Genomic DNA, 14715 nt, shown 5'->3' with positions numbered 1-14715 from the left:
CCACCGCCCGTCCAGCGCGCGGCATGACAGGTCGACGTGAGGGCCGCGCACGACGGCCGTGATGCGCGACAGCCCGAATTCCCCGTCGCGGTAGGCGAAGCCCTCGCCCCCGTCGCGGTACACGACGCAGGAGGCCCGGCCCTGCCGGTCCGGGTTGACCAGCAGCGTGACGGGGCCGGCCGCGGCGTCGGTGTGCGCGGCCGGCGCGGCGAGCGCCAGGACGGCGCCGTCGCGAAGGTAGAGGCGGGGCAGGTCCGGGTCGCCGGCTTCGCCGAAGACGTGCCGGGTCACCTCGCGCCAGTCGCCGGACGGCAGCGCCGGCGCGGGGCCGCCCGCGCCGGAGGAGGTGTCCACGACGATCATCAGGTCGTCGCCGATCAGGGCCGCGTCGTCGACGTCGCGCAGGCGCGGGTCGGCGGGATCGGCGAAGAACAGCGGGCGCCAGGCCGGCAGGCCCGTCGTCGCCGCCTCGCGCATCAGCGTGTAGAGGTGGGGCATCAGGCGCATGCGGCCCTGCAGGGCGCGGCGGCAGGTGGCCTCGACCTCCGGCCCGAAGGCCCACGGCTCCTTGTCGATGTTGCCCTTGCCGGTGTGGCCGCGGGCGAAGGGCAGCAGCGCCCCGAACCCCATCCAGCGGGCGTACAGCGCGCCGTCGCCCCTGCCCTCGAAGCCGCCGATGTCCGGGCCGGCGAAGGGCTGCCCCGACAGGCCGAGGTTCAGGACCATGGCGAGCGAGGCGTCCAGGTGCCGCCACGACGCCACGTTGTCGCCGGTCCAGGTGGCGGCGTAGCGGTGGCCGCCCAGGAAGTTGGCGCGCGTCAGCACGAAGGGCCGCCGGTCGGGGCGCGCGGCCAGCATGCCCTCGCGCGTGGCGCGGGCCATGAGCATGCCGTAGACGTTGTGGTAGCGGGCGTGCGGACCGGTCCCGCCGAGATCCTCGTCGGCGCGGTGGAGGTTGTCCTCGGGCATGGTCTTGCTGTCCACGTTGAAGACCGCGGGCTCGTTCATGTCGTTCCAGACGCCGTCGATCCCCGTCGCGAGGAAGTCCGCGTACAGGCCGCCCCACCAGGCGCGCACACGGCGGTTGGTGAAGTCGGGCCAGACGCAGTCGCCGGGCCAGACGCGGCCGACGTACGGCGCGCCGTCGTAGGTGCGGACCCAGGCGTCCACCGTCTCGCCCGAGTCGAAGACGGCGTAGCCCTGCTCGCGCTTGATGCCCGGGTCGATGATCGCGATGGTGCGGAAGCCCAGGGCGTCGAGGTCGGCGTCGAGCCGGGCGGGGTCGGGGAAGGCGACGGGGTCGAAGGTGAAGGAGCGGTTGCCGTCCAGGTAGTCGATGTCCAGCCAGACGACGTCGCAGGGGAGATCGCGCGCGCGGAATTCGTGGGCGATCTCGCGCACGCGGTCGTCGGGCGTGTACGAGTAGCGGCACTGGTGGTAGCCCAGGGACCACAGGGGCGGCAGGTCCATGGTGCCGCACAGCTCGGCCAGGCCGCGCAGCACCGCCTGCGGCGACTCGCGGTCGACGACCACCACGGGGAAGCGCGGGCCGTTGGCCACGAACAGGATGCCCGACGTCAGGTCGATCAGCGTGCGCCAGCTCGTGTCGGCCAGCACGCCGAAGGCGGTGCCGTCCGGCCGCACCGCCAGCACCCAGGGGTGCGACTGGTACAGGTGCGGCGTGTCGCCGCCGTAGGCGTAGGCGTCGTGGTTCCAGCAGACCGTGCGGGTCCCGTTGCGGCGCAGGGGGCCGAAGACCTCGCCGGTGCCGTAGAGATCGGTGCCGGCGGGGATCGCGATGCGCGCGGCGGCGCGGCCTTCGACGCGGTAGAACTCCGGGCGCACCGTCGGCGCGGCGTCCGGCGACGGCCGGACCGCGATCATCGACAGGGAGGGGGCGGCCGCGTCGCGGGCCGCCGCGTCGGCATGGAAGCGGACGATGCCGGCCCCGAGCGATTCGGCCAGCGGCTCGGGGGCTGCCCGGGCGGCGAGCGGGGAAAGCCCCAGCAGCAGGAGCAGGCAACCGGCGAACCGGGCGGGCGACGATCGGGGGCGCGAGGGACGGCGACGAGCGGGCACGGGGTCCTCCCGGGGCAGAAGTGGTTGCCATTATAGGCCATGGCCGGTCGCCCACCCAAACGTCTCCTGGTGTCTAAAATAGCAATTATTCGCACAATAGGCTTGTTTCTTGACTGTTTCATGAAAATATGTTGTAATTGGTATCAGAGTTCGAGCCGCGGTCATCGGGACCAGCCCGCTAAGACTCCGACATACCCGCACCGAATGGGGGACACGATGTTCAAAAAGTTAACGATGGGCCTGATGGTGATCGCGCTCGTCGGTGCCGCCGGTGCCGCCTCCGCCTCCTCGATCGGCTGGGGCAACCTGCAGTGGCCCTTCGAGGCCACCGACCCGGCCTGCACCGGCACCGGGTTCTTCGGCCAGGTGTGGAAGTCCGGCGTGACCGATTCCCCGGGCCAAGGCGCGGGCATCACCGCCGAGCTGGGCTTCGGCCCCGTCGGTTCGACCCCGGACGCCAGCTGGCTGTGGCTGCCCGCCGTCTACAACGTGGACGTGGGCAACAACGACGAGTACGTGGTGTGGATGACCACCTACCTGCCCGCGGGCGCCTACCACTACACCTACCGCTACCAGTTCGCCGGCGACGGCGACTGGTACGTCGCGTCCGAGCGCGGCACCGCGACGATCATCCAGAACTGCGGCGCCGTCCCCGCGACGACCGCGGCGTGGGGCAGCGTCAAGGCGATGTACTGACCTCGGTCTATCGAGGGGGTCCGGGACGGGGGCGGCCGCGCGGCCGCCCTCGTCTTTTCCCTCCTCGTTCTTTTCCGGCCGTGCGCTGTTGCCAGCCGCCGCCGTTGCGGTGATGATGGCGCGAGGGAGGAACACGTTCATGCGCTGGCAGCCGGTCGATGATGGCGTGCGCGACGTCGTGCTGGACGTCTGCCGCGCCGTGCGCGACGAGGGCGGCCGCGCCCTGCTGGTGGGCGGCTGCGTCCGCGACGCGCTGCTGGAGCGCGCGCCCGTGGACCACGACCTCGAGGTCTACGGGGTGGAGCCCGAGCGGCTCGAATCGCTGCTGTCGTCGCGCCACGACCTGGACCGCACGGGCCGCGCCTTCGGCGTGCTGAAGCTGCGCGGCGCGCCGGTCGACGTCTCGCTGCCGCGCCGCGAGTCGAAGGCGGGGCTGGGCCACCGCGGGTTCCTCGTGCAGTCCGATCCGGACCTGACGCCGCGGGAGGCCGCGCTGCGGCGCGACTTCACGCTCAACGCCATCGCCTACGACCCGCTGACCGGCGAGGTCGTCGACCCGGTGGGCGGCCGCGGCGACCTGGAGCGGCGCGTCCTGCGCCGGGTCTCGGAGCGCTTCGCGGAGGACCCGCTGCGCGTGCTGCGCGGCATGCAGCTCGTCGCGCGTTTCGAGCTGACCGCCGATCCGGAGACCGTGACCGCCTGCCGCGGCCTGGATCCCGAGGGGTTGGCCCGCGAGCGGATCTTCGAGGAGTGGCGGAAGCTCCTGCTGCTGGGCGCGCGCCCGTCCCTGGGCCTCGCGTTCCTGCGCGACACCGGCTGGCTCGACCACTTCCCGGAACTCGCGGCCCTCGTCGGCTGCGCGCAGGATCCCGAGTGGCACCCCGAGGGGGACGCCTGGATCCACACCGGACTCTGCCTGGACGCGTTCGCTGCCGAGCGCACGGGCGACGAGCGCGAGGACCTCATCGTCGGGCTGGCCGTGCTCTGCCACGACCTGGGCAAGCCGGCCACGACCCGCTTCGCCGACGGGCGCCTGCGCTCGCCGGGGCACCTCGAGGCCGGGGAGGCGCCCGCGCGCGCCTTGCTGGCGCGGCTGACGCCGCAACGCGACCTCGTCGAGCAGGTCGTGCCGCTGGTGCGCGAGCACTCCCGTCCCTACGAGCTGCACCGCGCCGCGGCGGGCGACGCCGCGATCCGACGACTCGCGCACCGCGTGGGCCGGATCGACCGCCTGGTGCGCGTCGCCCGGGCCGACCGCCTCGGCCGCGGCGACGGCGCCGGACCGGGCTTCCCGGCCGGCGACTGGCTGCTGGAACGCGCCGCGGCCCTGGACGTTCGCGACGCGCCACCGCAGCCGCTGGTCCTCGGCCGCCACCTGATCGGGCTCGGGCTCGCGCCCGGCCCGGGGTTCAAGACGCTCCTCGACGAATGCTACGAGGCGCAGCTCGCGGGCCGGATCGCCACGGTGGAAGAGGGTGTCGCGCTGGCCACGAAGCTGGCCCGGTAAAGGGCGCTTGCCCGCGCCCGCGAACTTCCTATGATGTGCCCGACGGCCGCCACGACCGGTGGCGGCCGCCGCCTTTCCCAGACCGGACGGGACGCGACATGAACGGGAATCCCCCGCAGATCCGCTGCCTCGGCATCCTCACCTCGGGCGGCGACTGCCCCGGCCTCAACGCCGCCATCCGCGGCATCACCAAGGCCGCCATCCAGCGCTACGGCATGGAGGTGATCGGGGTCCGCGACGGCTTCCGCGGGCTCGTGGAGAACCGCGTGCAGCGCCTCGATACCCAGTCCTTGAGCAACGTCCTGACCCTCGGCGGCACGATCCTCGGCACCAGCCGCGACAAGCCCAACAAGATGCTGATGGGCGACCAGGTCCTGGACATGACCGCCGTCGCGGTGGCCAACGCCCGCAGCCACGGCATCGAGTGCCTGGTCTGCCTGGGCGGCAACGGCACCCAGAAGAACGCCCACCACCTGCAGCGCGCCGGCGGCCTGGACGTGCTGACGCTGCCCAAGACCATCGACAACGACGTGTTCGGCACCGATGTCAGCTTCGGCTTCGACACGGCCATGACGATCGCCGCCGAGGCCATCGACCGTCTGCACACCACCGCGACCAGCCACGACCGCATCATCGTGGTGGAGGTCATGGGCAACAGCGCCGGCTGGCTGGCGCTCGGCGCTGGCCTGGCCGCCGGCGCCGACGTCATCCTCATCCCGGAGATCCCCTACGACCTGCACGTGGTGAAGGACTACCTGCTGGAGCGGCAGCGCCGCTTCGGCAAGCGCTTCTCCATCATCGTCGTGGCCGAGGGGGCTCTCACGCGCGAGCAGGACGCCGCGGCGCGCCTGGCGCGCAAGAACGGGGCGCCGAAGGTAGCGGCCGCGCCCGAGGCGGACGACGACCTGCACGGCCGCCGCCTGGTGCACGAGTCCCTGGCCACCAGCCTCGCGCGCAAGCTCCAGATGCTGACCGGGACCGACGCGCGCGTCACCGCGCTGGGCCACGTCCAGCGCGGCGGCGGGCCGACCCCGACCGACCGCCTGCTGTGCACGCGCCTGGGCGTGAAGGCCGCCGACCTGCTGGCCGAAGGGGTCGTGAACGTGATGACGGCGGTGCGGGGGAGCGAGATCGTGCCGGTGCCCCTGGACCAGGTCGCCGGCCGCAAGAAGACCGTGCCGCCCGGGCATCCCTGGCTCCACGCGGCGCGGTCGGTGGGGACCTGCCTGGGCCTGGCGGACCGGGATCTGCCGCTCTGATGCCGGATCAGCGGCGCCAGAGACCGCCGCGGCTCTCCAGCAGGCGGCGCTGGACCTGCACCGGCTCCTCGCCCTCGGCGGGACGGTTGCGCGTGTAGCCGCCGCCGGGCAGCATGGTGCGGCTGGAGACGTCGTCGGCGAGGTAGACGCCGAGCACGTCGTCGCGCAGGTAGCGCCGCAGCGCCGGGCTGGTCACCGGGAACAGCACCTCCACGCGCCGGTCGATGTTGCGGGTCATGAGGTCGGCGCTGCCCGCGTAGATCTCCTCGTCGCCGCCGTTGCGGAAGAAGAAGATCCGGCTGTGCTCGAGGAAGCGCCCGACGATGCTCGTGACGCGGATGTTCTCGCTCAGCCCGGCGACGCCCGGCCGCAGGCTGCAGACGCCGCGCACGATCAGATCGATCTGCACGCCCTCCCGTGAAGCCTCGTAGAGCAGCAGGATGATCCGGCGGTCGACCAGCGAGTTCATCTTCAGCACCAGCCGCGCCTTCGCGCCGGCGCGGGCGTGGGCGATCTCGCGCCGCAGCAGTTCCTCGAGGCGCTCGCGCATGTTGACCGGCGCCACGATCAGCCGGCGGTAGTTCTTCTGCGCCGAGTAGCCGGTCAGGTAGTTGAAGAGGTCGGTGGCGTCGGCGCCGATCTCGGGATCGCAGGTGAACATCCCGAGGTCCTCGTAGGCGCGGGCCGTCGCGTGGTTGTAGTTGCCGGTGCCCAGATGGACGTAGCGCCGGATGTCGTCGCCCTCCTGCCGCACGACCAGCAGCACCTTGCAGTGCGTCTTGAGGCCCAGCAGGCCGTACGTCACGTGAACGCCCTCGTGCTCGAGCATCCGCGCCCAGCCGATGTTGCTGTCCTCGTCGAATCTGGCCTTCAGCTCCACCAGCACCGCCACCTGCTTGTGGTGGTCGCGGCGGGCCCTCAGCAGGGCCTTGACCACCGGCGAGTCGCGCCCCACGCGGTAGAGCGTCTGCTTGATGGCCATGACCCGGGGGTCGCGGGCGGCCGCTTCCAGGAACTCCACCACGGGCTCGAACGAGTCGTAGGGGTGGTGCACCATCAGGTCGCCCTGGCGGATCGCGGCGAAGATGTCGCCCTCGCGCGTATCGGCGCGCAGCGGCGCCGGCACGCTCGGCGTGTAGGCGGGGAACTTGAGGTCGTAGCGGTCCACGTCGTAGACCTGAGCGAGGCCGGCCAGGCCGAGGGGGCGCGGCAGGACGTAGACGTCGCGATCCACGAGCCCGAGGTTGCGCGTCAGGATGCCGCGGATCTCCGCCGGCATCTCCGGAGAGACGTCCAGGCGCACCGCGTCGCCGAACTGCCGCTCCTTGACGCTGGCGGCCATCGTCTCCAGCAGATCGCTGGCCTCCAGCTCCTGGATCTCGAAGTCCGCGTTGCGGGTCACCCGGAAGGGGTGGGCCTCCTGCAGCTCCATGCCGTGGAAGAGCTCGCCCAGGTGGGCGGCGATCACCTGTTCGATCCACACGAAGTAGTGGTTGCGGGGCTCGGTCCAGTCACGCTTCAAACCGCCCGAGGAACGTTTGATGGGCACCAGCCGCGGCAGCGTGGCCGGCACCTTCACGCGGGCGAAGCGCACCTCACCGTCGAGGTTGCGCACCATGACGGCCATGTTCAGGCTGAGGTTGGAGATGTGGGGGAAGGGATGGCCGGGGTCGTGGGCCAGGGGCGTGAGCACCGGGAAGACGATCTGCTGGAAGTAGCGCTCGACCTGGCCGCGCTGCTTCTCGTTGAGGTCCGCGTAGTCGAGGATGTGGACGCCGGCCCGCTTCAGCTCGGGGAGCAGTTCCTCGTGCAGGTGGCGGGTGGCCTCGGTCATGAGCTGGAAGGCCCGCTTGCGGATGGCCGCCAGCTGGGTGGCCGGGGTCAGCCCGTCCAGCGACAGATCCACGACCCCGGACTGCTGCTGCATGCTCAGCCCGCCCGCCCGGACCATGAAGAACTCGTCGAGATTCGACCCCAGGATGGCCAGGAACTTGACGCGCTCCAGCAGGGGATTGGACGGGTCGCGGGCCTCCTCGAGCACCCGCTGCTGGAACTCCAGTAGGCTCAGTTCGCGGTTCAGGAACAGATCCCTGACGGTCGTCAGCTCTCCGGTCTCCTGCGTCATGTCCGGTCGCTCCGGGCTCGGGTGGCTGGTATCCCACCGGTTTGCAAGGGGCGGGCCAGTCGCGGCTCCGGCGTGCCCGTGATTATCCTGTGCCTCGCCCCTATCACGAGGAGTCGTCATGTTAGCTCGAAACGCCGTTGCCGCCGCTCTCGCGGCCGCGCTGGTCCTCATCCCCGCAAGGAGTCCCGCCGTGACCGACGCCGTTGCCCCGCCGCGCACCGAGACCGCCACCCTCGCCGGAGGCTGCTTCTGGTGCCTCGAAGCCGTGTTCCAGGAACTGGCGGGCGTGAGCCGCGTGGTCTCCGGCTACGCCGGCGGCGGCCCGGGTCCCGTGACCTACAGGGAAGTCTGCACCGGGACCACCGGCCACGCCGAAGTCGTGCAGGTGTCCTTCGACCCGGCGGTCATCTCCTACGCCGAACTGCTGGCCGTCTTCTTCACGATCCACGATCCCACGACCCCCGACCGGCAGGGCGCCGACACGGGCCCGCAGTACCGCTCGGCGATCTTCGCCCACGACGAGGACCAGCTGCGCACGGCGGAGCGGGTCAAGGGCGAGGTCGCGGCGGCCGGCCTCTACCCGCGTCCCCCCGTGACGCGCATCGGGCTGCTGGACGCCTTCATCCCCGCCGAGGTCGACCACCAGGACTACTACGCCAACAACCGGTCGCAGCCCTACTGCCGCATCGTCATCGATCCCAAGCTCGAGAAGTTCCGCGACCGGTACCGCGATCGCTTGAAGCGCTGACTCCGGTCAGCCGAGTCGTTTGGCGAGCTGTTCGGGCAGGCCGGCGGCCAGGATCTTGGCCTGGGCCGCCGCGATGTCGTAGGCGACGCGGCGCAGGTGCACGCGGCCACCGTCGGCGTCGTAGAGGGCGTAGGAGGCGCGGGGGTCGTGGTCGCGGGGCTGGCCGACGCTGCCGACGTTCACCAGCCAGCGCTCGCCGGCGGCGAGTTCGAACGACTCGCCCTGGCCCCGCGCCGCGCCGTGGCCGTCGTCGCGCCAGCCGCCGGGCTGGTGGGAGTGGCCGATGAAGCAGACGCGCGGCGACTGGCCGGCGAAGCTGGCCGCGGCCTCCTGCGCGTCGTGCACGTAGTGCCAGGCGGCCGGTTCGTGGAGGGAGGCGTGGACGTAGGCGGCGTCGGGCTCCTCGTGGAGCAGCGGCAGGCCGCCGAGCCAGGCACGGCGTTCCTCGTCGAGCTGGAGGCGGGTCCAGGTCATCGCGGCGAAGGCCTGGCGGTTGATGCCCAGCAGGGGCCGGTCGCCGGCGGCCATCTCGTCGTGGTTGCCGCGGATGCAGGGCAGGCAGGGCAGCCCGCGCACGAGATCGACGCAGGCGACCGGATCGGCGTTGTAGCCGACGACGTCGCCGAGGCAGGCGAAACGGCCGGCCCCTTCGCGGCGGGCGTCGGCCACGACGGCGGCGAGCGCCTCGAGGTTGGCGTGGATGTCGCTGAGGACCGCGATGATCATGCGTGTTCCGTTCGCTGGGTCGGAGAGCGTGCCGTTAGCCTCGTTGCATGATACAGCCGGGCGCCCGACGCGCAACGACGCGGCGGCGGCCGGGTCAGTGGCTCCCCCAGGACTTCTCGCCGGCGCGCACCGCCACCGCCAACCGGTTGCCCTGCGGGGGCAGGGGGCAGGTCGCGTACGGCGTGAAGGCGCAGGGCGGGTTGGTCGCCAGGTTGAAGTCCAGCACGACGGTCCCGTCGGGGCGCGGCGGGTCGGCCGACAGGAAGCGGCCGCCGCCGTAGGTCTCGTCGCCGCTGGTCGCGTCGGCGAAGACGATGAACAGCTCCTCGCCCGGACCGCCCATCGGCGTGAGCCGGCATTCGCGGCCCTCCAGCTCGAACACCAGGGTCCCCGGGCTCGGCGACTCCTCGAGGTTGCCCAGCACGTCGGGCACCATCACCCCGCGCGGGGGGTCGTGGGGCTCGAGCCGGGCCGTCACGCGCCAGCGCCCGCCCACCGGGTAGCGCTCGATGCCCGTGAACCCGCGCCGGACCTCGCTCTCGCGGTCCTTCACGCGCAGGAAGCCGCGGCCGCCGCGCACGATGACCTGGAAGAGCAGCGATCCCGTGCGCAGCACGGTCGGCGGGCCGGGGACGTCCGGCGCCATGGCGACGGACGTCACCGCGACGGTGTCGCCGTCGACGAGCTGGTAGACGCGGGCCCCGGGGTCGAGGTCGGGGTCGGCCGCGAAGGCGAAGCCCGCCGCGTCCGCGGTGACGACGCCGAGGCGCGCCGGCGCCGTCGCGGGCAGCCGCGCGCCCGCGTCCTCGGCCGAGCCCACCGTGTTGACGCCGTCGCGCAGGGGGTGCAGGCCGACGAGGGTCAGCCATCCCGCTTCGTCGCGCAGGCGCTCGATGCGCGCGGCGTGCCGGGACTCGACCTCGGCGAGGTGGGCGGGATCGACCGGCGCCTCGCGCCCGCCGCAGCCCGCCGTCGCCAGCGCCAGCATCAGCGCCGTCGTCGACGGCGCGGTCCTGATCTTCATCGTCGGCTCGATTCGTTTCAGAAGCGCATGTTCACGCCGACCTCGACGTGCAGCAGGTCGGTCTCCGACTCCGAGGGATCGAAGACGGGCCGGTCGCCGACGAGGTCGATGTCGCCCTCGGTCAGGTAGTGGGCCTTCTCGCCGGACAGCCACAGGGCCTTGACGTCCAGGTCGATGGCCCAGGGTTTCCGGTCGGTCGGCCGGGGCGAGCGCAGGCCGATCAGCAGGCCGCCGCCGCCGCCGTAGACCAGGGCGAAGTCGTCGTAGTTCACTTCCTTGCCGACCTCGTCGTCGTCCCAGCGGCCCTGGTCCTCGAGCTTCGACTCCGTCCAGAGGTACTGGCCGCCGAAGCGGCCCTCGAGGTAGGGGCGCACGGGGCCGCGCGGCGCCCGCAGCTGCATCAGGAGGTGGAAGGCGGCCAGGTTGTTGGTCGTGGTCAGGTCCACGTCCTCGACCAGCGGCAGTTCGACGACGCGCGTCTCGCTGCCGTAGATCATGAAGCCCAGGCCCGCGCCCACCGCGAAGGCCGGCGCGGGGCTCCAGGCGTAGTGGCCCACCAGGCCGAAGCCGGGGTCCTCCAGGTTGTCGGCGAAATCTCCCTGGGGAACGCCCACGTCGAAGCGGGCGCCCGCCTCGTGGCCGGCGAGGGCGGTGAGCGGGGCGGCGATCAGCGTCAGGACCAGCAGCAGGCGTCGCATGTCGATCTCCAGAGCTCGGGTTGCGGGGGCGTCGGCGCGGGCACGTTGCGCGCTACCGACGCAGCCGGCGGGCCGGGGTTGCACGCGCCCGTCGTCACAGCCACTTGCGCCGCCGGAAGAACGACAGCATGACGCCGCCGACGGCCAGCGAGACCGCCCAGAAGCCGGCGTAGCCCCACTTCCAGTTCAGCTCCGGGAAGTGGGTGAAATTCATGCCGTAGACGCCCGCCAGGAAGGTGATCGGGATGAAGATCGTGCCGATGATCGTCAGCACCTTCATGACTTCGTTCATCTTGTTGCTGATGCTCGAGAGGTACAGGTCCTGCAGGCCCGACAGCATGTCGCGGAACGACTCGACCACGTCGATGACCTGGACCGCGTGGTCGTAGACGTCGCGGACGAAGACGCGGGTCTCGGTCTGCAGCAGTTCCGACTCCGTGCGTTCCAGGCCCGAGAGGACCTCGCGCAGCGGCCACACGCTCTTGCGCAGCAGGATCATCTCGCGCTTCAGCTGGTGGACGGCCTGCTGCTGCTCCGGCCGGGGATTCTCGACGAGCAGGGTCTCCAGCTCCTCGATCTCCTCGCCCAGCTGCTCGAGGATCACGAAGTAGTTGTCGACCACCGCGTCCAGCAGGGCGTAGGCCAGGTAGTCCGGCCCGTGACCGCGGATGCGCCCCTTGCCGTTGCGGATCCGCTCGCGCACGGGGTCGAAGACGTCGCCCCAGCTTTCCTGGAGCGAGAACACGTAGCGTTTCCCCAGCAGCAGGCTGACCTGGTCGCTGCCCAGCTCCCGCTTTTCGGCGTCGTAGCTCAGCATCCGCACCACGATGTACAGGTAGTCGCCGTAGTCCTCCAGCTTCGGGCGCTGGTGGGTGTTGACGACGTCCTCGAGGACCAGCGGGTGGAAACCGTAGTGCGCCCCGAGGCCCTGCAGCAGCGCGGTGTCGTGCAGCCCGTCGATGTCGATCCAGGTGACGGACTCGCTGTCGCGGTGGGGGAGCAGCTCGGCGAGCGTGCCGGGCGTGGATTCCCGGCAGCTCGCGGGGCCGTAGTCGAGGACCGTGATCCCGACGTTCTCGACCTTGTGCTTCCCGACGTACTCGACGGTGCCGGGGGGCTGCGCGGCCTTCGTCGGGCGGCGCTGGGTGAGACGGGACATGACGTGCCTTTCGCCGGCGTCCGCGGGGACGCGCTCGTCGTGCGTTCCAGGATCGGGGTCAGCTTATCACGGCGACGGCTACCGGCAAGCGCGCAAGACGCGGAGCGCGGCGAACGGCTGGGAAAGGTCGAGGGCCGGACCCGCGACGGGTCCGGCCCTCTCGTGGATCGGCCGCCGCGTTACGGGTTCGGCAGCACCTCGAGCACCTGCCACGGGTAGCTGGAGGCCACCACCAGCAGCAGTCGGAAGGACTCGCCCGTGCCGGCCAGCGACCCGCCCGCCACGGCGAAGGCGCGCAGCCCGGCCGTCGGGGCGAGGTCGAAGGTGGCCGCGGGCGTGCCGGTGCCCGTGGCGGCGACGCCGATGGTGAAGGCCGCGGCCGGCAGGGCCGTGCCCGCCGGCGCCGAGGCCTCGCCGAACGCCAGGTCGGTGAAGGCGCCGACCGGGGTCAGCGTCGCGCCGTTCCAGACGCCCACGTCGACGGCCGGCGCGTCGGGCGAGGCGTGGACCACCCGGACCAGCGGATCCCCGGCGCTCCCGAAGTCGTCGGCGTAGGCCAGCAGGGTGAATTCGATCCCCTCCGCGGCCACGAAACCCGACGCGACGGCCAGGTAGCGCTCGCCGGCCACGAGGGCGGGCGTCGCGACGGTGGCCGCCAGGGCGCCGCCGGCCGCGACCTTGACGTCCAGGGAATAGGACGCCGGGGGCACCTGGACCGGGGGAGAGAGTTCGCCGAAGGACAGACCGTCCACCAGCTCGGTTTCGGTGCCCCCGACGAAGACGTCGACGGCCGGAGCGTCCGGCGAAGCGTGCAGCACGAACACGACCGGGTTCTGGCGGATCAGGCCGACGGTGCCCGCCGGTCCGACGGCCAGCAGGCCGAAACCGTCCTGCGCGCTCGCAGACGAGCCGAGCAGGCCGGTGGCGATCAGGAAGATCTCGGCCTCGGGCAGCGCCGGGGTCGTGAAGGCGGTCACGCGGGCCAGGGGGGATCCCGCCCAGATGCCGACCGCGAGCGGCGAACCCGCCGGCAGCGCGACACCCGCCGGACCAGTCTCGGCGAAGCGCGCGAAACCGGTGATCTCGGGGGTGCCGTCGTTGCCGACGTCGATCGCCACGGTGGGAGCATCGGCGGCGCCGTGCACGATGCGCACGACCGCCTGCCCCGCGCCGGGCGCGGCGAAGTCCTCCACGAGCGGCAGCACGCGGAAGGCGTCGGCCCCCGCGGTGCTGCCCAGCAGCCCGACGGCCACGGCCGTGATGACCGCGTCCGCGGGAACCGTCAGCGCGCCGGTCTCGTAGGCGGGCTCGGACGTGGGCGCCGCGCCCGCGGCCCGCAGCTGGATGTTGTAAGTGCCCGGATCGAGGTCCAGGTAGGCGCTGGTCTCGGTGTAGTCGAGACCGGCGATCAGGGGCGTCGCGACGCCCTCGGCGTAGACGTCCACCGCCGGGGCGTCCGGCGAGGCGTGCACGACCCGCAGCTTGGCACCGTCGCCCAGGCCGGGATCATTCGGGTTGTCGTCGTCGCTGCAGCCGGTCAGGCCCAGGCCCATCGTCAGGGCGGCCATCACCGCCAGCAGGGTCTTGAGGCTCTTGTCGTTCATCATGGTTCTCTCCCTCGACTGAGGCGCCGCGCGGGCGCCGGTTGGTTTCTTAGTTCTTGGGCAGCAGGACGGTGTCGATCACGTGGATGACGCCGTTGCTGGCCTTCACGTCCGCCTTGACCACGCGGGCGCCGTTGATCCGGACACCCTCGGTCGCGTCGACGGACACCTTCGCGCCGTTGACCGTCGCGGCCTCGGTGAGCTTCACCACATCGGCGGCCATGACCTCGCCGGACACGACGTGGTACAGCAGGATGCTCTTGAGGGCCGCGGGGTCCTTCAGCAGCGACTCGACCGTGCCGGCCGGCAGCTTGGCGAAGGCCTCGTCCGTCGGCGCGAAGACCGTGAACGGGCCCTTGCCGTTCAGGACGTCCTCGAGGCCGGCGGCCTTCACGGCCGCGACCAGCGTGGTGAAGCCGGCCTGCTCGGCGGTCTTGAAGATCGTCGTGGTCGCGGTGGCGGAGGCATGGGTCGCCTTGGTTCCGTCCTTGCAGGAATCCGCGAGGGCCGGCGACGCCGAAGCGGCGAGGATCGTGCCCAGGGCGATGGTCGTCAGCAGGTTGCGGTGCTTCATATCGTTCTCTCCCTTGTGGTGATCTCGTTGTTCGCGATCCGGGCGGCGTTCCCCGCCCGTGACACCATGATCGACGATTGTATCGAATTTGTCAAGAGCATATCTACACATTTTATATACAAACATGAACAAAGGGGGGTGGGGATGGGGGGAGCAGGCCCCCCCCAGCGTCAGCGAATTTTGTAAATGATTTTATTACAGCGCGTTGAGGGCGTGATCGAAGGACTCCGGGTCCCGGATCATTCGCGCTCCCAGTTCCGCGAGGAGCGGGCCGTGGCTGGCCGCGGCCTGCCCGCTCACCAGCAGGACCGCGTCAGGTTCCAGGAGCCGCCGCAGTTGGCGAAGCTCTGCGTCGACGTTCGGATCGGCAGCGGGGTAGACCAGGCTCAGAAGGACGGCGCGCGCCCGACGGCTGGCGGCGGCGCCGGCGATCTCCTCGGCCGGCAGGCTGGCTCCCAGATAGAGCACGTCCCAGCCAGCCTCCAGGGCGTGCGAGGCGGCCATCAGGGCGCCCAG

Annotated in this window: 13 protein-coding genes; 4 read left to right on the top strand and 9 right to left on the bottom strand. The window is 71.6% G+C overall.

Going from position 1 to position 14715, the window contains the following annotated elements:
- Positions 1 to 2079 (bottom strand): glycoside hydrolase family 31 protein (locus Q7W29_04355; GenBank protein ID MDO9171047.1); only part of this gene is annotated, 2079 nt, incomplete at its 3' end.
- Positions 2080 to 2295: 216 nt separating this feature from the next.
- Here Q7W29_04355 and Q7W29_04350 point away from each other — a divergent pair.
- The 3 genes from Q7W29_04350 to Q7W29_04340 all read left to right on the top strand — a co-directional run bounded on the left by Q7W29_04350 (position 2296) and on the right by Q7W29_04340 (position 5541).
- Positions 2296 to 2775: a hypothetical protein gene (locus Q7W29_04350; protein ID MDO9171046.1), complete on the top strand. Its 480-nt coding sequence runs from the start codon at positions 2296 to 2298 to the stop codon at positions 2773 to 2775.
- Positions 2776 to 2914: 139 nt separating this feature from the next.
- A complete protein-coding gene (locus Q7W29_04345; GenBank protein MDO9171045.1) occupies positions 2915 to 4282 on the top strand; it encodes an HD domain-containing protein in 1368 nt (455 codons plus the stop codon).
- A gap of 98 nt (positions 4283 to 4380) precedes the next feature.
- Entirely contained in the window at positions 4381 to 5541 is a 1161-nt protein-coding gene (locus Q7W29_04340) for an ATP-dependent 6-phosphofructokinase (protein ID MDO9171044.1), read from the top strand.
- Positions 5542 to 5548: 7 nt separating this feature from the next.
- Here the strand turns inward: Q7W29_04340 and ppk1 are convergent, their stop codons facing one another.
- The gene (ppk1, locus tag Q7W29_04335) at positions 5549 to 7666 is read right to left on the bottom strand and encodes a polyphosphate kinase 1 (protein MDO9171043.1); all 2118 of its coding nucleotides are present in this window, start codon (positions 7664 to 7666) and stop codon (positions 5549 to 5551) included.
- Between the two features lie 190 nt (positions 7667 to 7856).
- On the opposite strand from ppk1, the gene msrA reads away from it, so the two are divergent.
- Positions 7857 to 8414: a peptide-methionine (S)-S-oxide reductase MsrA gene (gene msrA / locus Q7W29_04330; GenBank protein MDO9171042.1), complete on the top strand. Its 558-nt coding sequence runs from the start codon at positions 7857 to 7859 to the stop codon at positions 8412 to 8414.
- Between the two features lie 6 nt (positions 8415 to 8420).
- On the opposite strand, the gene Q7W29_04325 is transcribed toward msrA, so the two are convergent.
- The 7 genes from Q7W29_04325 to Q7W29_04295 form a co-directional block, all read right to left on the bottom strand.
- Positions 8421 to 9140, bottom strand: a complete 720-nt coding sequence (locus tag Q7W29_04325; GenBank protein ID MDO9171041.1) for a metallophosphoesterase family protein — start codon at positions 9138 to 9140, stop codon at positions 8421 to 8423.
- A gap of 94 nt (positions 9141 to 9234) precedes the next feature.
- Entirely contained in the window at positions 9235 to 10164 is a 930-nt protein-coding gene (locus Q7W29_04320; protein MDO9171040.1) for a DUF1684 domain-containing protein, read from the bottom strand.
- A gap of 17 nt (positions 10165 to 10181) precedes the next feature.
- Complete coding sequence (locus tag Q7W29_04315) at positions 10182 to 10862, bottom strand: hypothetical protein (protein MDO9171039.1); 681 nt, start codon at positions 10860 to 10862, stop codon at positions 10182 to 10184.
- Positions 10863 to 10956: 94 nt separating this feature from the next.
- On the bottom strand, positions 10957 to 12021 hold the full coding sequence (gene corA, locus Q7W29_04310; protein MDO9171038.1) for a magnesium/cobalt transporter CorA: 1065 nt from the start codon (positions 12019 to 12021) through the stop codon (positions 10957 to 10959).
- 179 nt (positions 12022 to 12200) lie between these two features.
- On the bottom strand, positions 12201 to 13628 hold the full coding sequence (locus tag Q7W29_04305; protein MDO9171037.1) for a DUF4397 domain-containing protein: 1428 nt from the start codon (positions 13626 to 13628) through the stop codon (positions 12201 to 12203).
- A 46-nt stretch (positions 13629 to 13674) separates the two neighbouring features.
- Positions 13675 to 14067 carry a fasciclin domain-containing protein gene (locus tag Q7W29_04300; protein ID MDO9171036.1) on the bottom strand — a complete coding sequence of 131 codons (393 nt, stop codon included), beginning with the start codon at positions 14065 to 14067 and terminating at the stop codon, positions 13675 to 13677.
- A 327-nt stretch (positions 14068 to 14394) separates the two neighbouring features.
- Positions 14395 to 14715 (bottom strand): cobalamin-dependent protein (locus Q7W29_04295; GenBank protein MDO9171035.1); only part of this gene is annotated, 321 nt, incomplete at its 5' end.

It is taken from the genome of bacterium, assembly GCA_030654305.1.
Lineage (GTDB): Bacteria > Krumholzibacteriota > Krumholzibacteriia > LZORAL124-64-63 > LZORAL124-64-63 > PNOJ01.
Note: the sequence above shows the minus strand (reverse complement) of the source record. Positions and strands in the feature narration are given on the sequence as shown.